We start from the raw sequence: 23,699 nt of genomic DNA, 5'->3' as shown, positions 1-23,699 counted from the left end.
GCCGATTGTAGCCGCGGCGGCGCCGTGATCGGGGTGATTCCCTCGGTATAGGCTGCGCCCCATGTCCGCCTCCTTGCCGTCAATGTCCCTCGCGTCGATCGATGCGGCTTTGTGCCTTCGGCTGCTGATGCTGATGCTGGTCGCCCAGGTCGGTTGCGAGTTGCTGTCGCGGGCTTTGGGCCGGAGGCTCAGTCGATCTGCGCGCCTACTGGCCTGGTCGCTGCCCCTCGTCCTTCTCGCGCCCTGGCTGATGGCGCCGGCCGGCGGTGAGCGCCTGCTGGTGCCGACGGACGTGCTGCGCTGGCTGCCCGATGCGCCGCGGGTCGAGGCTCCGGGGCGTCACGACCTGCTCAACGACGCCATCTACCAGTTCCTGCCCTGGGAACTGGAGGTCCGCCATGCCCTCTCCGAGGGCCGGCTGCCGCTGTGGTCGGATCGGCTGGACGGCGGCAGTTCGCCCTGGGCGAATCCCCAGGCGGGCGTGCTGTCGCCCCTTCACAACCTGGCCCGGCCGATTCCGATTCAGCACTTCTTGCTCGCGATGCTGGTTTTGAAGTTGCTAGTGGCGATCCAGGGAAGCTGGCTGTTGGCGCGCCTCGCCGGGGCCGGCAACGGTCCCTCGCTGCTGGCCGGCACCGGCTTCGGACTCTCCGGCGGCATGATGGCCTGGGCGCTCTTTCCCCACACGGCGACTCTGGCGTGGGTGCCCTGGCTGGCGGCGGCCACCGTAGCGCTGGCCCGCCGCCCGCATCCGCGGCGCTTCGCCGTCACCGCTTTGATCGCCGCTCTGACGCTGCTGTCGGGGCATCCGGAGACCGCCGTCGCCGGTGCGGTGTTCGCCGGATTGTGCGGCTGGTGCCTGCGGCGCAGGGGCGCCTCGGCGGTGCGCGACGGCCTGGCCTTTGCTCGTTGGGTGGGAGCGGCGGCGGTGCTGGGAGCTGCCCTGGCGGCGATCCACCTGATTCCCTTCGCTCACGTCCTCGGCGACTCCCAGCGGGCCGCCGAAACCGTTGCCCGGCCGCTGCTCGAAGGCGCTGCCCTTCCCGCCGCCCTTCCCAAGGTCTTCGTGCCGGAGTTCGCCGATTTCTTGCAGGCGCCGGCTCATCCGCGGGCCTACGGTGTGCCCTATCGCGACGAGTTCCAGGGGCCGATCAACTGGGTGGATGCGAGCAGCGGATACGGTGGCCTGGTCGCCTGGGCCGGGGCTTGGATTGCGCTGGTGGGCTGGCTGGGATTCGGTGGTCTCGGGCGGGCGATGATCCAAAGGCGATTCTCGTGGCGGCGGGTCTTTCCCTTCCTGGCCTTCGCGGTGCTGTCTCTGCTGCTGGCGGCGAGGTTCGTTCCGCTGATGTGGCTGATGGACTTCCTGCCGGCGCTGCGCGCTCCGGCCTGGACGCGCTTCCTGCTGGTCGGGTGTTTGGCCCTCAACGTGGCGGCGGCGCTTGCCTTCGAGGCGCTCCGGCGGCGGCGGGTGCCTTGGGTGGTGGGCCTGGCCCTAGTCCTCGCCGGCGGCATCAGCCTGGCGGTGCAGTGGGACGGCTGGGGCCTTGGGCTTTGGGTGGTGCTGGCCGGAGCGGTCTGGCTCGCGAGCCTGGGCGTCGGCCGTCAGCGGCGCTTCCGCCGGTGGGCGGTGCCCGTCGCCTTTCTCCTCATGGGCGGTGTCCAGCTCCTCGATCAGTTCCCCTGGTCCCGGTCGCACCTGCCGGCGGGTTCGCCGGGACTGTTCTATCCCCGCGGGCCGTTTGTCGAAGAAATCCACCGCGCCGCGAGCTCACCTGCTGAAGTTCCCGGCACCTCGCAGGCGATGGCGCCCTCGCGGGTGATCGGCGGTGACCTGCTGGCTTATCCCTCGTTGATGACGGTGTGGAATCTGGCCGAGGTGCGGCCCCACAACCCGCTGGCGGACATGCGCTACATCGCGGCCCTGCGCGGGGCCTTCGGCTTCAATCCGTCGATGAACGCCTACGTTTCGCCGGTGCGGAATCTCGATCACCCACTGCTCGATTTCCTCGGCGTGCGGGCGGCGGTCTTGAGCCTCGGAGTGGCGAAACCGGAGACCCTCGTTCAGGCGGACGACGGGCGTTTCTATCCCTACTTCGTGTTTCGCAACCCCGAGGCCCTGCCCCGCTGGTTCTTCCCGTCGTCCGTCGAGGAAGTCGAACCCGGTGCCGTCGAAGAGTGGATCCGGCGCTTGGATCGTGGAGACCGGGTGGCGGTGGAGGCTGCCGCAGGGTTGGCGGTGCAGGAGGCTTTCCGAGGGGCTCCGCCCCGTCCGCTGCGGCTGGAGCGAGGCCTACAGGTGCTGAGCCTGGAGCCGGCGGCGACGGAGCGGCTGCTGGCGACTTCCAATCTCGGTCCGGAGGGCTGGCGGGCGGAGGGCGACGGTGAGAGCTTGACCACCCTGCGCATCAACGGTGCCTTCCTCGGTGTCCGGGTGCCTTCCGGAGTCCGCCAGGTCGAGCTGCGCTACCTGCCGCCGGGTTGGCGCCTGGGATTCACCGCGAGCGCCCTGGCCACTCTGCTGTGGTCGGGATTTTGGATCGCGGCCTGGCGGCGTTCGCGAACAGGGTGAGGCCGAGGGCCGCCAGCAGGCAACCGAAGGCGTGGAGCCGCGGCCGGTAGAGGAGGGTCAACCGGTGGGTTCCCGCCGGGATCCAAGCTCCCAGGAACGGACCATTCGCCAGCAGCCAGGGATGGGGGTGTTCGTTGAGGAGAAGATTCCACCCGCCGTCCTGGTAGAGGCTCGAAGCCCAAAAGCGCTCCTCCGGCGCCGAGAACTCGACCGTCCAGTGGGCCGCGTCGTGTTCTTTGAAGAACAGGTTGGCTCCGGTGGCATCGGCGCGCCATCGCTCCTCTTGCCGAGCACTCCCGTCGGATTGGACGAGGGCGATCGCCGCGAAGTCCGGGTTGGCGGCGAGCCAGTCCGGCCAGGAGCCGCCCCGGTAGGTCTCGACCGCCCGGGGAAGGAAGAACCTCCGGAGCGCCGTCGGCCGTTCCCACACCCAGCCGGAAGGGTGGCGCAACCGCAGTGCCAAAGGAGCCGGCTGCGGCTGGCCGCGGGGCGCCAGGAAGTAGCGCACATTGAGCAAGTCCCACAGCGGCGACTCGGCCCGGCCGAGTTCCCACGCCTGAGCTCCGGCGTGGAGTGAGCGGAGCGCCCGCCGGTATGCGGCGGGTTCCAGGGGATTGTTCACCCGCGGATCGGATAGCCCCCAGAACGACGCCGTATTCGGCGGCAGCGCCAGTCCGAGCCCGACCACGCGATCGCCGCCGGCATGCTCCCGGAGCCAGCGCAGCGGCTCCGATAATTCAGGCGGTATTTCAGTCGTTTCCCCAGGTGCCACCCTTTTCTTAGAACCTTCCCTTTCCCCAGGTGCCACCCTTTTCGCGGGAGCACTTTCCCCAGGTGCCACCCTTTTCGCGGGAGCACCCGCACCTAGAAGCGTCGCCAATTCCTCCGGGACCGATGGGTTGGCCGGGCCGTGCGCAACCAAGAGCTCCGTTCCCACGAGGGCACAAAGGACCCAGGCGATGCGCGGCCGTCCGCGTCGCGCTAGCAGCAGGGCGGCGGCCGCTCCTAGCAGGCCGAGTTGAAGGGCGAGACTCAGGTTCCGTAAGGCGGTCAGCGGGTCGCGGCCGGCCGGCGGTGGGTGCGCGAGGAACGCCCACAGGATCCCCGCAGCCAGCAGGCCGGCGAGGACGACGCCGGTCTTGCGGATCTCTTCCCCCCGTAGCCAGCGGTCCAGGGCACAGGCCGCGACGTAACAGAGCCCGAAGGCGGCGACCCCCAGCAGCCGTTGAGGCCCCAGCCGAAACAGAAATCCGACGACGGGCAGCGGTGCGACGAGCGCAGGCGGTAGCAGCGTGAGGGCGAGGGCGGCGACGGTGCCCCAGCCGGCGGCGACTTCCTGCGGCCGCCGCTGGCGCCGGCCGAACGCCGTTAGAGCGAGGACCAGAACGGTCGTCGAAACGAAGGCGCCGCCGTCTTCGAGGCTGTTGACCGGTCCCCAGTAGGAGCCCCAGCGATGGTCGCCGAGGGAGTCCGGTGCCAGCCGTGCCGCCAGCCGCTCGGAGGACCCTTCGCCGGCCTCACCGAGATGCGGTAGCGAAGGGTTTAGCCGCTCCAGAACGGCCTGGCGCTCGCTCTGCGCGATTGCCTGCCAGGCCGGCAGGAGGACCGGCGCGGCCAGGGCACCGGCGATGGCGCCTAGGCCAAGCCAGCGAAGGGCCGTGGGTGTCCTGGCCGTGGAAGAGTTCCACAGCCGGGAAGCGGCGAACAGGGCGACCCCGCAGCAGGAAAAGGCGATGCCCTGCGGATGTCCGGAGAGCAGCAGCCCCAGCCAGGCGGCGACGAGCAGGCAGCGGTCAGCCGTCCGAGGTTCGCTCTCCGTTCGCAGCAAGCCGTAGAGCACCACCGGCAGCCAGACGGCGGTGGTTCCCAGCGGCCATCCCGACCACAGTACGACGAATCCACTGAGGGCGAAGGCGATCGCCCCTATGACGGCGGCCGCTGAGGTGAGCCCTTGCCGCCGCAGGAGGAGGAACGAGAAGAGGAAGGCGAGAAGCACTTTGAGGGCCGCGGCGACCGCCGGCCCGGCCCGAATGGCCAGCGGATAGCCGACCAGCAGAAGCGGTTGAAAGGCCTGCGCCTGCGGATCCGCCAGCAGGGGCATCCCGGCGCCCACGGCCTCGTTCCACAGCGGCCAGCGGCCCGCCGCCGTCTCCGAGCGAACCTTCTGGACGGCGGGCTGGAGGAGGAGCGGAAGGTCGCCCTGGAGGGGATGCGCCGCGGCGCCGGGAGACTCCACCTGTCGCCAGGGATCGAACGCCAGAAGGAAATCCACCGGCACCTGCACGCGGCCGGCTAGCAGGCTCGGAGCGAACAGACCGAGGGGGAGGAGAACGGCGAGCAGAGCGATCCGCCGGGGAAGCGGATCGTAGGTCCTGCGGACGATGACGACGAGGAGAAGCGCGAGGGCGAGAAACCAAGCTCCCGGCAAAGCGTCCAGCAGGCTCCAGCCGTCCATTGGCGGGATTATACTGGGACCGAACCCTCCGTCCCGGTACCGATCCCGTGTTCCTTTTCCTCCGCAAGCTGGTGCTGCTACTGGCCCTGGTCTGGTGCGTCTTCGGCCTCGCCCGCGAGGTGGAGACCTACCGGCAAGCGGTGGCCGACCCTACCGGTTCCGGCGAGGTCGCCTTCTGGCGCTTGGGCCAGGTGCGCCCGGAGGCCCTCAGATTCTTCCTGGAAGCGGCCACCGTCGAGGTGCCGGAGATGTCCGTGGTGGTCTTCGCGACGGGCACCGGTTCCGAAACTCAGGATTATTTCCTCACCTTCTGGGCGGCCTACTTCCTGCCGGAGCATCGGGTGATCCCTCTCGACCACCCAGAGGCGCAGCGGGCCGGCGAGTACCTCCTCGCCTACAACACCGAGATCGACCACCCCCGCCTGCGGGAGATCTATCGCTCCTGGAGCGGCGTCACCTACCGCATTCGAACGCCAGTGGGGAAGACGGTCCGATGACCAGCCTCCTTTCGGTCTTTCTGCTGACCCTGGTTTCCGGTGGAGTCGGCTGGCTGGTGGAGAAGGCTTTCTCGAACGAAGACGACCGCTCGCTCGACCGCTGGGGCCGGCGGCTGGCTCTGGGATTGGTGTGGATCTTCGGCGCCCTGTTGCTGATGGACTTGCTGTCCGTTCGCTGGACCCGCGGCAGCGTGGGGGTGGTGGTGGCTTTGATTGCCGGGGGGCTCTGGTTCGACGGGTGGAGGTCACGGACGGCCTCCGGCAGGCCAGCAGGGCTTCGCAGTTCCTTCGGCTGGGGAGATCTGGCGGCCCTCGGTACGGTGATCCTCTATGGCTTCATCGCCGCCGGACGACAGATCGGCCTGCCGGATTTCGTCTACCACTGGGGGATCAAGGCGCACCGATCGTTTCTGGCGGGCGGAATCGACTGGCACTTCCTGAGCGATTCCCTCCACCTCGCCGCCCATCCCGACTACCCGCATCTCGTTCCGACCTTGACCGCCCTGAGCTCGCTGATCGAAGGGCGCTTCGCCGAGGGCGGGGCGATGCTCTGGTCGGCGGTGTTTTTCGCGGCGATGCTGCTCGCCGGCCGAGAGACCCTTCGGCGCGCCGGCGCCGATGCGTTCTCGGCCCAGGCGGGGATCGCGGTTCTCGCGCTGGTGACCGCGATGTTCGGCATCGGCTACCGCATGGCCGGCGCCGCCGACTGGCCGATCGCCCTCGCCATCGTCTTGGCCCTGCCGGCACTCCTATCGCCTCTCGCCCGATCTTCTCCCCAGCCTTCTGCTGCGAGGACGGATGCACCTGCATCTGCGGCGTCCTTTGACCTCTCCGCTCCTCGACGTACTTCGAGTACGCCTGTGTCGCTTCGAGGACCTCACTCCTTGCAGCTACAGGCGCCTGCGCCCTCTCGCGACGAAGTTGGTGAGAAGGTCGGGCTAGGCCGAGCCGACGACCTGCGAGTGTCCGCGGCGGCGGCCCTGGCGACGGCGGCGAAGATCGAGGGGCCGGTCCTGGCGGGGGTGCTTCTCGGCGTGTGGATCGCGCTGCGCTGGCGTCGCTCCGGTTGGAGCTGGCGGAGGCTCTTTGGTCTGGTGCTGATGCCCGCCGTCGTCGGCCTTCCCTGGCTCGCGATGTCGGCTCGCCACGGTCTCTTTCAGGCCACCAACAGCGGCGCTCCGGACCTCGGCCGGGCCGCCACCATCGCGGCCGGCCTGGTCGAGGCGCTCCAGACCATCGAGTGGCACGCCGTGCCGTGGCTGTTGGTCGTGCTGCCGTGGCTGTTGGTGCTCCGGCGGACGCGGATTGCCGCCCTGGTCATCGCGGGGCAGCTTGCCTTCTATCTGGCGGTGTACTTCACGGCGCCGGTCGATGTCGATTTCTATGTTCGGTCGAGCTTCCCGCGGCTGCTCTTCCACCTGGTTCCCGCCCTGCTCATCGTCGGCACCGTCGCTCTCGCGGTGCCCGGCCGCTCGGCGGCGCCCCGAACCGCTAGGAACAGACGTCGTTGAATGAGACCTCCGGCGGCGGAGCGTCTCCGGCGCCGAAAACCCAACCTTCGACGCCGCCGTCCCGCGCCATGGACCCGGCGCCGCCGCGCTCGGCTCTCTGCCAGGCGCTCGCTCCGGGCGGCCGTTGCCAGTACGACCAGAAGCGGCAGGAGTCCCCGGACTCACACTGGCAGAGGCACCCTTCGGCCGGGAAATCGCAGCCGGCGGAGTCGATACGACAGACCAACACTCCGCCGCCGGCGGCCGTCTCATAGGCGAGGTCGAGGCCGGACAGGGTGAGAATGTCGATTCCCGAGACCGGTGCAGAGCCATCGGACCCGGTGCGCTCGACGCAGACGGTGGTGGGCGTCGTGGAGTCGCTCTTCGCCACCACCAGGGCGGCGCGAAAGGTCCCGCTGTCCTCGGCCGTCGCTGCGGTCGGGCCGGGCTCGCTGGGCTGCCCGCAGCCGGCGAGGAAAAATGCCGCGAGCAGCGCACCGCCGACGATTCCATTTGCTACCATGCGCAGCGCGCAGATCAGCTTCAAACTCTTCAAAGGAGCCTCCTCGTTATGGCCGTCGAACTCTACTACCATCGCCCTTCTTGAAAGAGCTGCGAACGCACCCGTGAGGTGCTGACGCGTCATGATGTGACCATCGCCGAGGAGCGGTCGGCCCGCAAAGACCCGCTGTCCGATGCGGAGGTGAAAGACCTGCTGGCCAGGGTCGATGCGGTGACCGTGGCCAAGGGACGGAAGGTCGAGCGTTTCAAGGCGTCCGAGGTCGACCTCGATGCTCTCAAAGGGCCTACGGGCAAGTACCGCGCCCCGATGCTGCTCGAAGGAAAGACGCTGCTCGTCGGCTTCAATCTGGAGGCGGCCGAGGCATTGTGCGGTCCCTGACCGTCGACGCTTCTCCGTGACCGGTTCTTCGTGCCATCGGGAACTGTCCAGAGAAGATCCGGTTCTCCCTAGGTGAGCGGTTCGACGCACGAGCCGTCGCGATCCCGGCCGCCCTGGTTGTTGCTGGCGGCGGTCTTCCTGGTCGCCTGGGGAGCTCTGGGGGTTTTCTACTCCCAGCACCCGGTTCTCTACGACGCCGACTCCTACTACCACCTGGCCATTGCCCGCATGTACGCGGAGCATGGCCCCTTCGTCGACGAACTGCCACAGGCCCGGTTCAGCGAGTTTCGGGACGGCTTCGGCGACAAGGAGTTTCTCTTCCACGCCGCCCTGGTGCCCTTCGTCCAGGGCGGCGACCTCATGGCCGGCGGCCGGTGGGCCCTGGCCCTCTTCAATGCGCTGATCTTCACCGCGCTGTTCGCCTTCGGGTATCGCGCCCTGGGTCCATGGGGGCTGGTGGTGCCCTGGTGGCTGGTGGTCGGTTCGTTGGAGTTTTCCTGGCGGATGGTGCGCCTGCGGCCGGAGCTGCTCTCCCTGCTGATCCTGCTGCTCGCCATCGCGGCAGCGGCGGGTCGGCGCTACCGGTGGCTGGGAGTCCTCGGCGCGGTCTACGCCTTGAGCTATACGGCTTTCCAGGTATTTCTCGGGATCTTCGGGCTGCTCTTTTTGTGGACCGGCTGGAGTCGCCGGCGGTGGGAGTGGCCGCTCTTGCTCTACGCCGGTCTCGGGGTAGCCGTCGGCCTCGTCGTCCACCCGCAGTTTCCGCACAATCTCGACATCTGGGTGCTGCAGAACGTCCTGTACTTTCAGGACACGAGCTTCATTCGGGTGGGCAGCGAACTCCAGCCCGCCGGAGTCGATGCCGCGCTCTTCGCCAACCTCGGATGGTTTCTCGGCGCGCTGATTCTGTGGTGGGCGAGCCGGCCGGGTACCGCCGCTGGCGGTGTTGCCGGCAGAGACGGCGAGGAGACGACGCGCCTCGCCTACACTTTCGCCATTGCCGCCATCGCCTTCGGCGGGCTTTACGTGTTGATGTCGCGGTTTTCCATTTACTTCTTCGTCTTCGCCGGGCTCTGGGTGCTGTTCGATCTGCGCCGTCGCGGACGGGTGTTTGGGCACTGGATCGCTCTGCCCGGGCGCGGGCGCCTGCCGACGCTGGTGGCGGTGGGCCTCGCCCTCCTGGTGTGCCTGCCCGGAGTGGGCCGGGAGCTGCGGCGCTTCGACCTGCGCACCTCGGCGGGACCCGATGAGGTGCGCCTTCGGGACCGGGAAGCGGTCGGCGCCGCCCTGCCGGCCGGTGCCCGGGTGCTGGCGCCTCACGCCTCGACGGGAATCTACATGCTGTGGGCGCCGGAGGCTCTGTTTCTCAACCCCCTGGATCCAGTGCCCATTTACCGCTTCGACCCGGCGGCCTTCCAGGCCTACCGAGAGATCCTGGACGGTTCGGAGCCGGACGTTCCGCTGCGCGCCGCGACGGTGCTGGCGAGTGACTACATCGTCTACTCCGTGGTGGAGAGCGATTTTGAGGCCTTCGACCAGCGGATGACCGGTGACCCACGGCTCACCTCCCTCCACCGCCTGTTCAATGGGGTCTACCGGATCGAACCCCAGGCCAACGGCGGATTCGTGCTCGATTGGGATGCGGTGTCGGCCGGTCTGTTCGAGCCGGAGAGGGAGGCGGCGGTCGCAGTGCCCTATCCCCGCGCCGACTCACCCCAGGCGGCGGCCGTCGAAGGCTTCGTCAACGCCGCGCGGGTGGTGGGCGACGGCGAATGCGCCACCTTCGAGCAGACCACGGTTTTCGATGTGCCGGTGACGATCGACTTTGAGTTCGCGCCCTACGGTCCCGCATCGCTGTGGGTGGACGGCGAGCGCTTGGTTTCGGCCCAGGGAAGCCTGCGGGCGGTCTTGGGGCAAGGGCTCCGGGTGACCGTGCCGTTCGCGGCCGGATCGCGACGGATCGTCGTCGAAACCTGCCCCGAGGGCGGTCAGAACGGGTTTTACTTGCTGGTGCGGGGACTGCGAGAGAGCGCGATTTCGCCGTCGTGAGTCTCTAGGTCCCGCTTCGGCCTATCCCGTTTTGACGTCTTTGGAGAAACGGGCCACGTGGTCCTCGTTCACCGAGAACCGGTAGGCCTCGCGCATGCCCTTCTTGCCGCTGTGGGTGAACACCAGCACTCGCTCGCCGTCCGTCCGCACGTGGAGGATGCCGAAGTTGGTGCGCTCGAAGGCAAAAAAGTCGGGCAGATCTTCTCGCTCCTGGAAACTGCGTCGGCGCTTTCGGTAGTACGCCTTGAGGGCAGCGCGGGTAAGGGTGAGGTCCTCGTCGCCGTCGTAGAACTCAGCGATTTTTTTGCGCTCGTGGGAGTAGTCGCGCTTGGCGAAGAAGGCCGCCAACTCTGTGCACAGCACGATCCCTGTCTTGCCGCGGCTGACCTTGCCGAGGGCCGCCACCAGAGTGGCGCGGGGATGGATGTGCTCCTTGCTGCCGCTCTCGTCGCCGGACGAGATCAGCGACACCACCGGCCGCATCGCCTTCAAGGCCTCGTAGTCGAAGTCCGCCGAACCGTGGTGCGGCGCCTTGATGATCTCGGCTTCGAGGTCTGCGAGCGGCAGGTTGCGGCGCATCAGCGCCATCGACTCCTGATTGAGGTCGCCGGTCAGATTGAAGCGTACATTGCCGTAGGTCAGGCGCAGGGCGATCGAGTGGCCGTTGATGGTATGCGAGGTGGAATACTGTGTTGGTTCCGGCTCCGTTTCGTCTTCCAGGTGGAGGACGGCGGACTTTTTTCGCTTGTGGAAAAAGGGCAGGGCGGGCTTGGTCTCGCCGTCTTCGGGGTCCGTGACGTCGGTGGTGAAAGGACCCTGGATCTCGACCTTGAGCGGGCCGAGGAAATCGAACAGAGCGTTCGGGTCCATGCCGTGGGCGATGCGCTCAAAGGCGATCTGGCCGCGCTGCTCCCAGTGATCGAGGCTCTTTGCCCACCAGGAGTAGGGGCGATTGCGCAGCTCTTCCGGCGCGTCCCGCGGATCGTCGTAGAGGTCGACGATCATCGGCGTGCCGTCCACCTCCACGGTGCGGCCCAGGCGCTCCGTTTCCGAGCGTCCGGTGGACGACGCCTTGACCAGGCCGTTGTGAAAAACCCGCCGCGGCCGAATAAACAGCCGTTTGCGGTCGGCCAGGCCGCTCTCCGTCTCCGAGCGCCGAAGGTCGTTTAGGCCGTCGAAGTGGTCCGCATCGCCGTGGGTGACGAGGATCAGGTCCACCTCCAGGGGGCTGGCCGCAGTCGGCCGGTGGTGCTGGAAGCGCGCCGCCGCGTGGCGGGCAAAGAGCTTGTTGTCGCCGGCATCGATGAACGCGATCGGCCGGCGCTGGTTCTCGTCTGGCGGGCCTTCGAGGATCATCCCGTCGCCCTGCTGCACGTCCACCATCGAGAATTTGAGCACGCCTTTCGTGCGATCCCGGAACGGCCGGCCGCGCACCGTCCCTTCCAGGTTGCCGTCGAACAGCTCCAGCGCCCGGATCCGGCTAGGTTGGGCTCCCGCGCCCTCCTCCAGCACGTCCACCTTGTCGCCAAAGACCAGCGTCGCCTTGCGCTCGCTGCCGTCGAATCCGAGGTAGGTGAAGCGAACGAAGTCCTTGTCGATGTAGCGGATGTCGGCCATATGGCAAACTCCTTGTCAGAGTTTCAGAAGTCTAGGCGTTTTGCAGTGGCGATGCGTTACCGAGTAGAGGATTCGAGGGTCCTGTCTTCCTCTATCGGCCGGTTCGAGCCTCAGGAGGCGACCACTGGCATGCTATCTGCCTCGAAGGTAATGCTGAGACCGCGCTTGACCTCCTCGTCGAGTGGGACTTATAATCATTCAACAAAACTCATATTGAGGATTTTATGATCGTTGTTAAGATGTTGTTGTTTTGTGTCACGATACTCGTTGCCTTCTTGGTTGGTTTCGAGACCGATTCGACGGCAACTCTCGATGCCTCCGACCAAGTCCAAGTAACCAGGGCCAAAAGTGTGTGTTCTGGAGAGTCTGTTTCTGAAGTCATCTCAACGGTCGCACTTGCTGAGGTCGCTCAAGGAGACATGGTGCGAGATCTAGGCTCTGTCTTTCAAGGACAAAACCTAAGGCCAACTGCGTGCTGCGTTATGACTTGTGACGGTTCTGCGTCGGTTTGTGGGTGCAGTGTAAGCAGTGGGTGTTCAAGCTGCTGTGTGACCCCATGTTGTGGTTCCTAGATCATGTCTCGATGGCCTAGGGAAAGCCGGCGACGCGGTCTTAAGTATGCAGTGATTTCCTTGTTGGCGATAGCCTTGGGACACGTTGGTTCCGTCGCTTCAATTGCATCATTTGGACATCTTCTTTTTCAGGACCAGATTTCTGACGCTCTCAACATTGGATTTCTGAGGACCGAGACGATTTCCTTTTCGCAACACTGTGACGGTGCGAGCGGTAATTGTGGAAAAGATTTTATTGCCAGATTTTCTCCGAGCAAGAAGATAAAAGTCGATTTGACAAGGCCTGAGCGAGTCGAAGAGCCAACGGGCGATGGTCACTGCACCGCAGACACTGTGATTGTTCACGTAGACCTTCAACCTTCAGTGATAGTGAACCTGGGCCCTTACGATCCTGAAGTTCGGACCCATACTCTGGTGAATTCTAGAAGAAAAATCGATGTTCTAAGGCTTGAGGCGGTGGCAAGAGATTGTGAGGCTGGTGGGATGCTTCCGTATTGGTCCGGGGATTTGTCGATTACCGAGTGGCTATGATGATTCTTCGAGTGATCTTTTTGTCGATAGTACTTTTTTGGTTATCGGCCTGTGATTCTGATAGAGGTGGGGAAGTGCATGAGGATTCTGAAAAGTTTTCCGTCACGGTCTTTGCGTCAGGCGAGGACTGGAAGCTTGAGAGTATGGTGCGGCAAGGGGAGGGCTTGAATCTTGTGGACGAAGAGTCGGCTGTCTTCTTGGATATTAGACTCATTCGCGTAGAGGGTAATCAGGTTCGTGTTGGAGTTTTTGAGATCAGTGAGTCTGGTCCCCGAGAGAGAGAAAGAGTTGTGGCTGACATTGTTCTGCGCTTGGGCGAGGTTGAGGACTTTGAATTCGGAGGTCAAATATATTCTATTGAGGTTGCGGTTGAGTCTTCGGGTTCATCGTCAGGTCAAGTTTTTCTTTACGAGCGAGAAGGGCACATTGCGACTGATGGCGGGCTGAGGACAGCATGAAGGTGGACGATGACCGTCCTTTTCGAAGTGAGATGGTCTTTTGAGACTGTGATGACCTCGATATCTGTGAACCTAGCAGGAAGGGCCTGGCCGTCGACTGCGTCTCAGCGACCGAGTGTCAGGTCAAGACTGTCACAGAACAGACGGTCGAAGTAGGCGATTTCGCAATTCGAGTAGCAAGTCCCCGCTTCCGCTGGTCCAGCGGTCAGGATGAGCACGGTCACCGCGGCGCAGGCCAGGGCGTAGAAGGTGTTTCGGCGCATGTTCTTCTCCTTTTCGGGCTGATGTCGCCGCTTCGGCTCATCGCACCGGTCCACCGTCCTGGAACGGAGGTGCCCGCCGGACGAACCGGTCGGCTGAGTTGGTCTCACTGACGCACCGGTACGCGTCACCAACGCCGAGATCGGATCAGAACTCTCTCCCTATTACCCCCAACACGGTCAGATATTCCGGCCACGGACCCACCTCGCCCGTGTAGGTCTTCGCCATCACCCGCGAGATCTGGACGATGTGCCCGAGATCGTGCACCACCCAGGCGGCCAGCAGATTGCCGAGGGTGACGGGGCCCAGCTCCGGGTGCTCACCGGGCAGGGCGAAGTGGGATTCCGTAAGACTCCATCCTGCGAGGGTCGCCAGGTTGTCGCGCCGCAGCTCGGCGAAGCGGTCGAGCAGCCGGTCGAGGGACCAGTCGCCGAAGCGCTCGAACTGGGCGAAACGGTCATAGGGCTCGAAGCGCGGGGGTGGAGCGGCCTTCTCGGCGGCTTCGAGGATGAGGCGAGCGCGGGGAATCCAGTCGGTCTCCTCGCCGTGGATCAGATGACCGACGACGACGATGGGACTCCAGGTGTCTGGGCCTTCATCGGTCCGGTGCACTGCGGGGTCGGTGTCGCGGAGTAGCGCATCGAGCACCGGGGGAGTGCGGCGTAGAAGGTTGATGGAAGAGGACAGTTCGAGAGTCATGATGTGTTTCTCCCTCAGGAACGAAGTCTCTGTCAACCGGCGCTTTCGGTGGTTCGATGGTCGTGATGGCCTAGGCGCGCGAAATTGACGCGTCGGAGTGCTCGTCTTTCAATTGGTAAGGAATCGGAGAATCATGACGAGAGCGACGATCACCAGCAAAGGCCAGGTCACCCTTCCGAAGGACTTAAGGGAGCGGATGAGCTGGAAGACCGGAGACCGGCTAGATTTTGCGCTGGATGCCTCCGGCAGGGTGACTGTGGAGCTGGCCGGTGGCGACATCCGAGATGTGCGGGGCTTGTTGGCTCGGGAGGGCCCGCCGCCGGTCTCCGTGGAGGAGCTGAACCGGGGAATCGAGCGGCACGTGGTTGAGAAGTACCTGCGCGGCTCGAAGTCCAAAACGTGATCGGCATCGATACCAACGTTCTCGTCCGATACCTGACGTTGGATGATGCCGCTCAAGTCGAGCGGGTCGATCGCAGGATCCGAGTGGCTTCAGAGGCAGGCGACTTCCTGCGGATCGACAGCTTCGTTCTGTGCGAGACGGTCTGGGTGCTGGACAGCGTCTACGAGTACTCGCGGCAGGAGATCGCGGCCGCTCTGGAACAGGTCATCGATGCCCGTCAATTCGAAGTCGACGATCGCGACTCCGTGCGTGCCGCACTCGGTCACTTTCGGTCGGGAGGTGGAGACTTCGCGGACTACTTGATCGGCGAGCGGAATCGCCGAGCCGGCTGCGACACGACCCTCTCGTTTGACATGGACCTTCGGAAGTCGCCGCTATTCGAAGCGCCCTGATTCTTCTTTCGACTCCCTACCCCACCACCACCGCCGTTCCGTAGCACATCAACTCCGCCGCGCCGGACATCACCATGGAGGTGGAGAAGCGGACGCTGATGATGGCGTTGGCGCCCAGGGTTTCGGCTTCTTCGACCATCCGGTCGAGGGCCTGTTCGCGGGCTTCGGCGAAGAGTTTGGTGTATTCGGGGACCTCGCCGCCGATCAGGCCGCGCAGGCCGGCCATGATGTCGGTACCGATGTGGCGGGCGCGGATGGCGTTGCCGCGCACCAGGCCGAGGGTGCGTTCGATGTCGTGATGGGCGATATCGTCCGAGGTGACGACGATCATTTGTGAACCCTCCGATAGCGATCCCCCGGCAGGTGGCGGAGGCGGTCGAGCAAGACCGACAGGAAGAGAAGAATCACGCCCAGCACGGCGCCGAAGACGAGGAGCTTTTCGAGCAGGGTCTCCGGCCCGGTGGCGAGCTGCCAGGTGAGAAACGAGGTCAACGCCAAGAACCAGAGAATCAGGCTGGTCCAGCCGCCGGTGCGCAACCAGCGGCTCGGACGGGTCTTGGGCAGCTCGTTCCATTGCTCGTCCCGCGGCAGGACGAATTCGGTGCTGGCCGCGGCGTTGCGCAGGGCGCGGAGGGTTTCGACGTCTTGACGGCAGTCTGCGCAATCTTCGAGGTGTAGGCGCACCCGCTGGGCGTCGGCCTGGGAGAGGGCTTTGTCGATGAAGCCGGAGAGTTGCTCTTCGGCGAAAGACCGGCCACAGGGGGCGCGGTTGTACGGGGTACGGTTCGGCATTACAGGTCTCCGAACGCTCCGGATGCTTCGAGGATGCGGCGCAGCGCCTGCCGAGCCCGGTGCAACCGCGACATGACGGTGCCCTGAGGGATGGCGAGCGCCTTGGCGATCTCGGCGTAGGTCAAGTCCTGGTAGTCCCGGAGGACCAGGATCTCGCGCTGCGCCGGGGGTAGTCCCTCGATGGCGTGCCACAGTTTGGCCTGTAGCTCGCGCCGTTGGGCCGAGGTTTCGGGCCCCGGCCGGCGGTCGATGATGTCCGGGCGGTCTTCTCCACTCAGTCCTTCCATGGGCTCGTGGTGGCGCACTCGGCTCCAGCGCTTCATGTCCCGCACCCGGTTGCGCACGATGGCAAAGAGCCACGGCTTGACCGCCCGGTCGGTGTCGAACCGGTGGAGGTGGGTGAAGAAGCGCAAAACCGCGTCCTGGGCCACGTCGAGGGCGTCGTCGGGGTTCCGCAGCAACTGCAGGGCGAGGAGATAAGCCGTCCGTCGGCACCAGTGGGCGAGTTCCTCGCGCGCGGCTTCGTCGCCGGCTCGGGCGCGCGCTACACGCTCGCGTGGCGATTCGTCCGCCGCACCGGCCATGGCCGGGGGCAACGCGGAGGATCCCGCTGGATGCTGAAGACTCATTTCGATGTTCACTCCCAACGATACGCTTTTGCCGGCAGTCTATTCCCTGATTCACCCCGAAACCATGCTGAGGGGGAGAAGAGAGCGGGTTGCTGACAAGGTCAGCAGCCTGCGACCGAGCCCGAGAGGGCGAGGCGGCGAGCCCTCTGGCTCGCCGAGGACGGGGGTGAGCCGCACGGCGCGGCGAGGGGGCGCCCAGCCCTCCTGAAGAGGCTCTAGCAGGGTCCTGATGAGAGTCTCGAGGCGCTCATCTGGACCCTGCTACTCTCCCTCGATGAGCTTCGATTTCTCGGTGGTGATTCCCACCTTCAATCGCATGGATACGCTGCCTGAAGTGCTTACGGCGGTTGAGGCACAGAAGTTTGACGCGCCCTTCGAGCTGGTGGTGGTGGACGACGGCTCGACGGACGATACGCCGGCCTTTTTGCGCGACCGGGAATTCTCCGTATCGGCGCGGTTGATTCACCAGGACAATGCCGGGCCGGCGGCGGCGCGCAATGCGGGCGTGTCGGCAGCGGCGGGACGGCGAGTGGCCTTTTTGGGGGACGATACCGTCCCGCAGGCGGGATGGCTGGCCGCCCACCGGGCGGCCCACCGCCGGCGCGGCGATGGGCCGGAGTTGGCGGTGATCGGCTATACCGGCTGGCATCCGCGGATGAAGCTCAATCCATTTCTGCGCTACATCAACGATTGGGGCCTGCAGTTCGGCTATCGACTGATCGACGACCCGGAGCAGGTGCCGTTCAATTTCTTTTACACCTCCAATCTGTCGCTCGCCCGCGAGCTGCTGTTGGCGGAACCCTTCGATCTCTCTTTTCCCTATGCGGCATGGGAAGATATCGAGACCAGCTACCGGCTTTCCGAACGCCACGGCATGCGGTTGGTGTATGCGCCCGAAGCGGTGGTGGCGCACGATCATCCGACGGATCTGGAGCGGTTCGCGGCGCGCCAGGAGAAGTCCGGTTATTCGGCGGTGGTGTTCCATCGGCTGCATCCGGAATTGGGCGCATTTCTGGGGGTCGGGCCGGAGGGTCCACCGCCGCTGCCGGCACCGGGACCGCAGCGCCGCCGGGAGCTTCTGGCCCGCGCCTTGCAGAATCTACCGGTGAAACTACCCGGGCTCTGGGAATCGACCCTGCGGTTCCACTACATCCGGGGACTGCACCGAGCCTGGCAGGACCTTCAGACCGCGAACGAGGAGGAACTCACATGAGCGGCCAGATGCAACACCCCCAGAAAAGGCTTCCTGGATGGGCCTTCGGCCTGCTGGCCGGTGGCTTCGGCCTCCTACTCACCCTCGCCTCGGCGCTGCCCGCCGACGCCCAGGCCGGTCGCACGCGACCCGGCGGGTCGTCCGGCGGTGGCTCGGTCTCCGGCAGTTCCGGGGGCAGCTCCGGTGGATCGTCGGCCTCGTCCGGGCCGATTTCGGTTCCCCGAGCGCGCAGTACCCGCCCCTCCGGCGGCAGCCGCGGCCCGAACATCGACCGGCGCCGGCCGAGCAATCGCCGACCCCATTACTACCGTGGTCACGATCACTACTACTACGGCGGCTATTACTACCCGCGCTACTACTGGAGCCCCTACCGCCACGGTTGGTGGTTCGGCTATTCGAGCTGGTATCCATGGCGCTACTCGCACCTGCCGGCGGCGGTTTCGGTCTATCCGGGGCCCGTCGGCGACCAGATGGGCGCCCTCGATACGGATGTCGCCCCTGGTCGTACACAGGTCTTCGTCAACGGACAGCAGATCGGCACGGTGGACGACTTCGATGGCTTCCCGCGCTACCTGTGGTTAGAGAAGGGCACCTACGACGTGGTGTTCTACCTCGATGGTTACAAAACGCTGGCGCGCCAGTACACCATCTACCCGGGTGTGGTGATCGACGTGGAGGATCGCCTGGAGCGCGGCGAGTCCGTGCGGCCGGAGGACCTGCCTTCGAAATCGACCGCGGTACGCGATGCCCGCTTGCGCGAGGCCGGTGAGAAACAGGCTGCCGAGGCGGACTGGCGGCGCCGGGTGCGGGCCGAGCGGCGCGCCCGCGGCGACCGTCCGGCCGGCGAGCGGCCGGCCTACGAAGCACCGGAAGGGCGCGGCGAGCGGCTACGGCCCGAGGGCAGCGTCGATGCCCGAGCGGAACCGGCGACCATCCGCATGGAGATCGAACCAGCGGACGCGGCGGTCTACCTGAACGGTGAGTTCGTGGGCTCCGGCAAGGACATCGGCGACAGCCTGATCGTCGATGCCGGTCGCCATCGGTTGACCATCGTGCGGCCGGGCTATGCGGATCGCGTGGTCGAGGTGGAGGTCGGCGCCGGCGACGAGACCGAAGTCGATGTGGTGCTGCTCAAGGAGGAGTAGGCGGAGCGACGCTCAGGCGTTGGCCTTCTCGCGCTGCTTGAGGGCTTCTTTTTCCATCTCGAGGAGCCACTTCTTGCGGTCCTTGCCGCCGATGTAGCTGCCGATGCCCGATTTGTTGGTCACCACCCGGTGGCAGGGCACGACGATCGGGATGGGATTCTCGATCAGAGTGGCGAGGACCAGCCGGTAGGCATCCGGTTTGCCGGCGCCCTTGGCGATGTCGCGATAGGTGCGGGTGCGGCCGAAGGGAATCTTGGAGGTCTCGCGCAGGACGCGGCGGGCGAAACCGGTGAGTTCCGACGGCCCGAAGTCCCACCTGAGGCCCAGGCGAAAGCGCGCGCCGGCGAAATATTCGGACAGCACGCCGAACAGCTCTTCGAAATATTCGGTGTCCGGAAGGTCGGAGAAGGACACAAAGTCCTTCGCTTCCTTTCTGGAAGGAGCAATCAGTACCCGGGTCACCACTCCCTGACGCAAGTCCATGCCGATCTTCCCGATCGGCGACGGCATTAGAAAGCGGACTAACTCGGGAGCACCCTCTGGAGGGACCATGGAGCCAGCCTGCATGGGCCGGACACTACCATGGGTTTCCCTGCTCCGGGAGTCGGTTCCAGCGTCTGCCGAGTCTCTACCCGAAGTCGACTGGTTGGAGACCGCGCGAGCCCAATAGGGCGAGCCGGGTCTTCAGGCCCGACTCGGGGGTGTGAAGCAAGAAATCGCGCTTTTTTGCTTTGAGGGGGTTGGAACAACCCCGTGAGGATCACGGCTCAGTCGCCGCTCCTTCGAGCATCTCGACGCCGGCCCAGGGAGCCACCCGCACTCTGAGCTCCTCCCAGCGGGCCGCCGCGATCTCGCCGCCGAGATCCGCATCGCCCTCGTACTGCCGCCGCGGAATGCGCCGCACCGGAATGTCGAAGGTGGTGCTGCCGGCGAGGGGAAAGGGGGCCAGGTATAGGGCGTGGATCTCCGGATCGAACCGGCCCTTGAGGCCGTGCCGCTCGAAGGGATCGGCCCAGTGGTTGCAGACCGTCAGCGAGATCAGATCCGTCAGGTCGATCAGGCGATAGTCCGCCTCGGCCGTCGCGAGATCGCAGCCGGCCGATTCGAGGAGTTCATTCCGCCGCTCGGTGAGCTCGGTGACCAGTTCCGTCCATTCGTCTCGATCTTCTTCGGCGGCCGCCGCCCGATGGGCGGTGACGTTGAGGCCGTGTAGGGTGATGAGAAGGGCGGCGTAGGGCCGCTTGTCGGCGAAACGCGCGGTGCCCCGGCGCCAGGTGTCGCGCCGTTCGCCGTCCGGCAGGGAAATAAAGTCGTAGGGCTTGCCGCTCTCCGCCTCGCAGCTCGGAGCGGCGTCCGCTTCGCGCCAGCCGTTGTCGTGTTCACGGGCAGCGAACAGCAGGTCCGAGCGCCGTGGGTGGTCCGCCAGATCGCCGTCCCGCCACAGGGAGAGCAACTCACCGGCGAACCGGGCGTGATCGGTTTGCGTGAAGACGAGGAAGTCGCGATGCTCGATGGCGATGATCATGAGACGGCGATTCACGGCGGCGGTTGCGGCCTCGGGTGCCGCCGAAATCGAGATCTCTACAGTACCAGGGGAACGGGGGGTCTCGGCAGCCGAAGGACCAAAATACCCGTCGGGAGGCGGTAACATTCGAAGCGTAACTCACCCCCTTGACCAGGCCTAGGATGGTGATGAGATCCCCGAAGGTCCTCCTCTCTGCGACCGAGCCCGGAGGGCGAGGCGGCGGCAGAGCCGCCGGGGCCGGGTGAGGCCGGAAAAGCCGTGCTTTTTCGGGCGAGGGGGCGCCGAGACCCCTCGAGAATATAGCCAGCAGCGCTGCTGAACTGATGGGCGCAGCCCTTTCCAGCAGCCGGCTGGTGATCGCGAGGAACGATGAAGAAACCGCTACCGGAAGACGCACTGGAGTACCACGCCCGCGAGCCCAGGGGCAAGATCAAGGTCGTGCCGACCAAGCCCACGGGCACCCAGCGGGATCTTTCCTTGGCCTACTCGCCGGGGGTGGCAGAGCCCTGCCTGGAGATCGAAAAGGATCCCCTGCTGGCCTACGAGTACACCGCCAAGGGCAATCTGGTGGCGGTGATCAGCAACGGTTCGGCCGTCTTGGGCCTGGGCAACATCGGGGCGCTGGCCGGCAAACCGGTGATGGAGGGCAAGGGGGTTCTGTTCAAGCGCTTCGCGGACATTGACGTGTTCGATCTCGAACTGGACACCCAGGACCCGGACGAGCTGATCCGCACCGTCGAGCTCCTGGAGCCGACCTTCGGAGGCATCAACCTGGAGGACATCAAGGCGCCGGAGTGCTTTGAGATCGAGCAGCGCCTGCGGGAGGCCTTGAGCATCCCGGTGTTCCACGACGACCAACACGGCACGGCGATCATCTCGGCGGCGGCGCTGCTGAACGCCCTGGAACTGGTGCACAAGAAGATCGCAGATATCCGCCTGGTGTTTTCCGGCGCCGGCGCGGCGGCCTTCGGATGTCTGTGGCTTTATCTGGAGCTGGGCATCCGGCGCGAGAACATTCTGCTGGTGGACTCGAAGGGTGTGGTGCACGAGGGCCGCGAGGAGGGGATGACGGATCAAAAGCGGGAGTTTGCGGCGGCCACCGAAGCCCGCACCCTGGCCGATGCCCTGGCCGGTGCCGACGTGTTCGTGGGCCTGTCCGTGGCGGGCATCGTGTCGCCGGAGATGGTGCGCTCGATGGCCGACCGGCCGATCGTCTTCGCCCTGGCCAATCCCAATCCGGAGATCTCTTGGGAGGACGCCTGCGCCGCCCGCGACGACGTCATCATGGCGACCGGCCGCAGCGACTATCCCAACCAGGTGAACAATGTGTTGGGCTTCCCCTTCATCTTCCGCGGCGCCCTCGACGTGCGGGCGACGGACATCGACACCGGCATGAAGCTGGCGGCGGTGAGGGCGCTGGCGGAGCTGGCGCGGGAGGACGTGCCGGACTCGGTGCTGCGGGCCTACGGCGTCGACGAACTGACCTTTGGACCGGAGTATTTGATTCCCAAGCCCTTCGATCCACGGATTCTCCTGCGGGTGCCGCCGGCGATCGCCCGGGCGGCGATGGAATCCGGTGTGGCGCAGTGTCCGATCGATGATTTCGAGGCCTACCGCCGCCGGTTGGAGACGCTGATGTCGCGCCGCCGGGAGGTGATGTTTGCGGTGATCGACCGCGCCCGGCGGGATCCCCGGCGCATTGTCTTCCCGGAGGGCGAGCACGACAAGATCCTGCGCGCCTCGAAGACCCTGGTGGAAGAGGGTATTGCCCACCCGGTGCTGCTCGCCCGGCGGGACAAGATCAGCGACCGCTTGGCGAAGCTGGGACTCGACGAAGGGCGGGTCACCATTGTGCACCCGGACTCGTCGGACCGGCTGGAGGGCTACGCGGCGCGTCTCCACCACCTGCGGCGCCGTTTCGGAGTCACCCCGCGGGATGCTCACAAGCTGGCCCGTGACCGCAACTACTTCGGCACCCTGATGGTGGAGTCCGGCGATGCCGACGGCCTGATCTCCGGGCTGACCCACCACTATCCAGAGACCATCCGGCCGGCGCTCCAGGTGATCGGTACCCGGTCGGGGGTGAAGCGGGTGTCCGGCGCCTACATCCTGTCGCTCGAAGATCGGCTGCTGTTCTTCGCCGACACCACCGTCAACATCGACCCGTCGGCCGAGGAGCTGGCGGAGATTGCGCTGCTGACGGCGGCCTCGGCGCGGCGCTTCAGCGTGGTGCCGCGGGTGGCGATGATCTCCTTCTCGGATTTCGGCTCGAACCGCCATCCGGCGGCGCGCAAGGTGCACCGGGCAGTGGAGCTGGTGCGTCGGCAGGACCCGAGCCTCGAGGTCGACGGCGAGATGCAGGCAGACACGGCGGTGATGAAGTCGATCCTCGATCAGGAATACCCCTGGAGTCGCCTGCGGGAACCGGCCAATGTGCTGGTATTTCCGGAACTCCAGTCCGCCAATGCCGCCTACAAACTGGTGTGGCGCCTGGCCAACGCCGAGGCCATCGGCCCGATTCTTCTCGGCCTGGGCAAGCCGGTGCATGTTCTCCAGCGCGGGCTGGAAGTGCCCGACATCGTCAACATGGCGGCCCTCTGCGTGGTGGACGCGCAGGAGGCAGCCCAGAAGGAAACGCCGTCCACAGTGGAGGAGCCGTGAAGCACTTTCTCGCTCCGTTGACTCCTCAAGCGGGCCGCCGGCCGTTGGTATAATGTCGGTGGCCCATCCAACTTCTCCGTTGGCGCCAAAGCCGTTCGTTTCAGGATGAAGACCCCGGAGGTTGAGCGCCATTTGTAACCATCGCTACAGCGTGAAGGAGATTGACCCCATGAAGCGACTGATCAGTTTTTCCATCCTTTTTGGGCTTCTGGCCCTCTGCGTATCCCCGGCCTTCGCGGCCGACAAGCCGCGGATCGCGGTGCTCGAGTTCCAAAACAAGGCCGACAACCAGTGGTGGTACCACGGCGGCGCCGAAGCCGCTCAGGACGTGTTCGTGACGGAGCTGGTGAAGAGCCAGAAATTCCGCGTCATCGAGCGTGAGCAGATCAACGCCATCATGCGCGAGAAGGGCTTGAACCTTTCCGGCGATGTCGATGCCTCCACCGCGATGAAGATCGGCAAGCTTCTCGGCGTGCAGTACATGCTCACCGGGTCGGTCACCGAGTACGGCGTCACGGACACCGGCGCCCACGGCCGCCGGGTCGGCCGCGTGCCGGGCTTCCGTGCCGGCAAGCGGAACTTCGTGGCGGCGATGAACGCCCGCATCTTCAGCGTCAACACCGGTGAGATCCTGTGGGCCGACGAGGCCCGCGCCGAAGAGTCCAGTGTCAAGGTCTCCGTCGGCGGCTTCGGTGGCGGCGCCGACGACAAGCGGATGTTCGACAAGGTGATGAAGCCGGTCATCCAAGAGCTGACCGCCAGCATCAAGTCGGCGGACCTGTAGGTCGAAAGATCAGCCCGCCGCAAGGTGTGGCCGAGAAGCGAAAAGCCCGGGAG

The 23,699-nt window shown here is 65.7% G+C and carries 23 protein-coding genes; 13 read left to right on the top strand and 10 right to left on the bottom strand.

Annotated features, from left to right (window positions below):
• Positions 1-61 precede the first annotated feature (61 nt).
• Positions 62-2,572, top strand: a complete 2,511-nt coding sequence (locus AAF481_10275; protein ID MEM7481550.1) for a YfhO family protein — start codon at positions 62-64, stop codon at positions 2,570-2,572.
• On the opposite strand, the gene AAF481_10270 is transcribed toward AAF481_10275, so the two are convergent.
• Entirely contained in the window at positions 2,496-5,027 is a 2,532-nt protein-coding gene (locus AAF481_10270; protein ID MEM7481549.1) for a YfhO family protein, read from the bottom strand. The genes AAF481_10275 and AAF481_10270 overlap by 77 nt on opposite strands.
• Before the next feature lie 47 nt (positions 5,028-5,074).
• Between AAF481_10270 and AAF481_10265 the strand changes: the two genes are divergently transcribed.
• Together AAF481_10265 and AAF481_10260 are read left to right on the top strand one after the other, a co-directional pair.
• On the top strand, positions 5,075-5,524 hold the full coding sequence (locus AAF481_10265) for a hypothetical protein (protein MEM7481548.1): 450 nt from the start codon (positions 5,075-5,077) through the stop codon (positions 5,522-5,524).
• A complete protein-coding gene (locus AAF481_10260; GenBank protein ID MEM7481547.1) occupies positions 5,521-7,035 on the top strand; it encodes a hypothetical protein in 1,515 nt (504 codons plus the stop codon). The genes AAF481_10265 and AAF481_10260 overlap by 4 nt, the downstream gene beginning before the upstream one ends.
• On the opposite strand, the gene AAF481_10255 is transcribed toward AAF481_10260, so the two are convergent.
• Positions 7,016-7,570 (bottom strand): hypothetical protein, encoded by a 555-nt coding sequence (locus tag AAF481_10255; GenBank protein ID MEM7481546.1) that lies wholly within the window; start codon positions 7,568-7,570, stop codon positions 7,016-7,018. The genes AAF481_10260 and AAF481_10255 overlap by 20 nt on opposite strands.
• A gap of 93 nt (positions 7,571-7,663) precedes the next feature.
• Here AAF481_10255 and AAF481_10250 point away from each other — a divergent pair, with 93 nt between their 5' ends.
• Positions 7,664-7,915, top strand: a complete 252-nt coding sequence (locus AAF481_10250; GenBank protein ID MEM7481545.1) for a hypothetical protein — start codon at positions 7,664-7,666, stop codon at positions 7,913-7,915.
• Positions 7,916-7,987: 72 nt separating this feature from the next.
• Positions 7,988-9,964, top strand: coding sequence for a hypothetical protein (locus AAF481_10245; GenBank protein MEM7481544.1), 1,977 nt, complete (start codon positions 7,988-7,990; stop codon positions 9,962-9,964).
• Between the two features lie 21 nt (positions 9,965-9,985).
• On the opposite strand, the gene AAF481_10240 is transcribed toward AAF481_10245, so the two are convergent.
• Complete coding sequence (locus tag AAF481_10240) at positions 9,986-11,581, bottom strand: hypothetical protein (GenBank protein ID MEM7481543.1); 1,596 nt, start codon at positions 11,579-11,581, stop codon at positions 9,986-9,988.
• 632 nt (positions 11,582-12,213) lie between these two features.
• Here AAF481_10240 and AAF481_10235 point away from each other — a divergent pair.
• Together AAF481_10235 and AAF481_10230 are read left to right on the top strand one after the other, a co-directional pair.
• Positions 12,214-12,684 (top strand): hypothetical protein, encoded by a 471-nt coding sequence (locus AAF481_10235; GenBank protein ID MEM7481542.1) that lies wholly within the window; start codon positions 12,214-12,216, stop codon positions 12,682-12,684.
• A complete protein-coding gene (locus AAF481_10230; protein MEM7481541.1) occupies positions 12,681-13,142 on the top strand; it encodes a hypothetical protein in 462 nt (153 codons plus the stop codon). Before AAF481_10235 ends, AAF481_10230 begins: the two co-directional genes overlap by 4 nt.
• Positions 13,143-13,246: 104 nt before the next feature.
• Here AAF481_10230 and AAF481_10225 read toward each other — a convergent pair whose 3' ends face one another.
• Together AAF481_10225 and AAF481_10220 are read right to left on the bottom strand one after the other, a co-directional pair.
• Entirely contained in the window at positions 13,247-13,405 is a 159-nt protein-coding gene (locus tag AAF481_10225) for a hypothetical protein (GenBank protein ID MEM7481540.1), read from the bottom strand.
• A 145-nt stretch (positions 13,406-13,550) separates the two neighbouring features.
• Complete coding sequence (locus AAF481_10220; protein MEM7481539.1) at positions 13,551-14,102, bottom strand: DinB family protein; 552 nt, start codon at positions 14,100-14,102, stop codon at positions 13,551-13,553.
• A gap of 133 nt (positions 14,103-14,235) precedes the next feature.
• On the opposite strand from AAF481_10220, the gene AAF481_10215 reads away from it, so the two are divergent.
• Positions 14,236-14,505, top strand: coding sequence for an AbrB/MazE/SpoVT family DNA-binding domain-containing protein (locus AAF481_10215; GenBank protein MEM7481538.1), 270 nt, complete (start codon positions 14,236-14,238; stop codon positions 14,503-14,505).
• The gene (locus AAF481_10210; GenBank protein MEM7481537.1) at positions 14,502-14,897 is read left to right on the top strand and encodes a type II toxin-antitoxin system VapC family toxin; all 396 of its coding nucleotides are present in this window, start codon (positions 14,502-14,504) and stop codon (positions 14,895-14,897) included. Before AAF481_10215 ends, AAF481_10210 begins: the two co-directional genes overlap by 4 nt.
• Positions 14,898-14,913: 16 nt before the next feature.
• On the opposite strand, the gene AAF481_10205 is transcribed toward AAF481_10210, so the two are convergent.
• Genes AAF481_10205 through AAF481_10195 form a run of 3 tightly spaced genes read right to left on the bottom strand, consistent with a single transcriptional unit; the run spans position 14,914 to position 16,318 of the window.
• A complete protein-coding gene (locus AAF481_10205; GenBank protein ID MEM7481536.1) occupies positions 14,914-15,228 on the bottom strand; it encodes a YbjQ family protein in 315 nt (104 codons plus the stop codon).
• Complete coding sequence (locus AAF481_10200) at positions 15,225-15,689, bottom strand: zf-HC2 domain-containing protein (protein ID MEM7481535.1); 465 nt, start codon at positions 15,687-15,689, stop codon at positions 15,225-15,227. The genes AAF481_10205 and AAF481_10200 overlap by 4 nt, the downstream gene beginning before the upstream one ends.
• Positions 15,689-16,318 (bottom strand): sigma-70 family RNA polymerase sigma factor, encoded by a 630-nt coding sequence (locus AAF481_10195; GenBank protein MEM7481534.1) that lies wholly within the window; start codon positions 16,316-16,318, stop codon positions 15,689-15,691. The genes AAF481_10200 and AAF481_10195 overlap by 1 nt, the downstream gene beginning before the upstream one ends.
• Positions 16,319-16,592: 274 nt before the next feature.
• Between AAF481_10195 and AAF481_10190 the strand changes: the two genes are divergently transcribed.
• Together AAF481_10190 and AAF481_10185 are read left to right on the top strand one after the other, a co-directional pair.
• The gene (locus AAF481_10190) at positions 16,593-17,531 is read left to right on the top strand and encodes a glycosyltransferase (GenBank protein ID MEM7481533.1); all 939 of its coding nucleotides are present in this window, start codon (positions 16,593-16,595) and stop codon (positions 17,529-17,531) included.
• On the top strand, positions 17,528-18,676 hold the full coding sequence (locus AAF481_10185; GenBank protein MEM7481532.1) for a PEGA domain-containing protein: 1,149 nt from the start codon (positions 17,528-17,530) through the stop codon (positions 18,674-18,676). Before AAF481_10190 ends, AAF481_10185 begins: the two co-directional genes overlap by 4 nt.
• Positions 18,677-18,688: 12 nt before the next feature.
• On the opposite strand, the gene AAF481_10180 is transcribed toward AAF481_10185, so the two are convergent.
• On the bottom strand, positions 18,689-19,159 hold the full coding sequence (locus AAF481_10180) for a methylated-DNA--[protein]-cysteine S-methyltransferase (GenBank protein ID MEM7481531.1): 471 nt from the start codon (positions 19,157-19,159) through the stop codon (positions 18,689-18,691).
• Between the two features lie 277 nt (positions 19,160-19,436).
• Positions 19,437-20,216: a DUF3891 family protein gene (locus tag AAF481_10175; protein ID MEM7481530.1), complete on the bottom strand. Its 780-nt coding sequence runs from the start codon at positions 20,214-20,216 to the stop codon at positions 19,437-19,439.
• Positions 20,217-20,570: 354 nt separating this feature from the next.
• On the opposite strand from AAF481_10175, the gene AAF481_10170 reads away from it, so the two are divergent.
• Positions 20,571-22,862 (top strand): NADP-dependent malic enzyme, encoded by a 2,292-nt coding sequence (locus AAF481_10170; protein MEM7481529.1) that lies wholly within the window; start codon positions 20,571-20,573, stop codon positions 22,860-22,862.
• 169 nt (positions 22,863-23,031) lie between these two features.
• Positions 23,032-23,646, top strand: coding sequence for a CsgG/HfaB family protein (locus tag AAF481_10165; protein ID MEM7481528.1), 615 nt, complete (start codon positions 23,032-23,034; stop codon positions 23,644-23,646).
• The last annotated feature ends 53 nt before the right edge of the window (positions 23,647-23,699 follow it).

Source organism: Acidobacteriota bacterium (genome assembly GCA_039030395.1).
Lineage (GTDB): Bacteria > Acidobacteriota > Thermoanaerobaculia > Multivoradales > JBCCEF01 > JBCCEF01.
The sequence above is the reverse complement of the archived record's forward strand: the minus strand, read 5'-3'. Positions and strand labels throughout refer to the sequence as shown.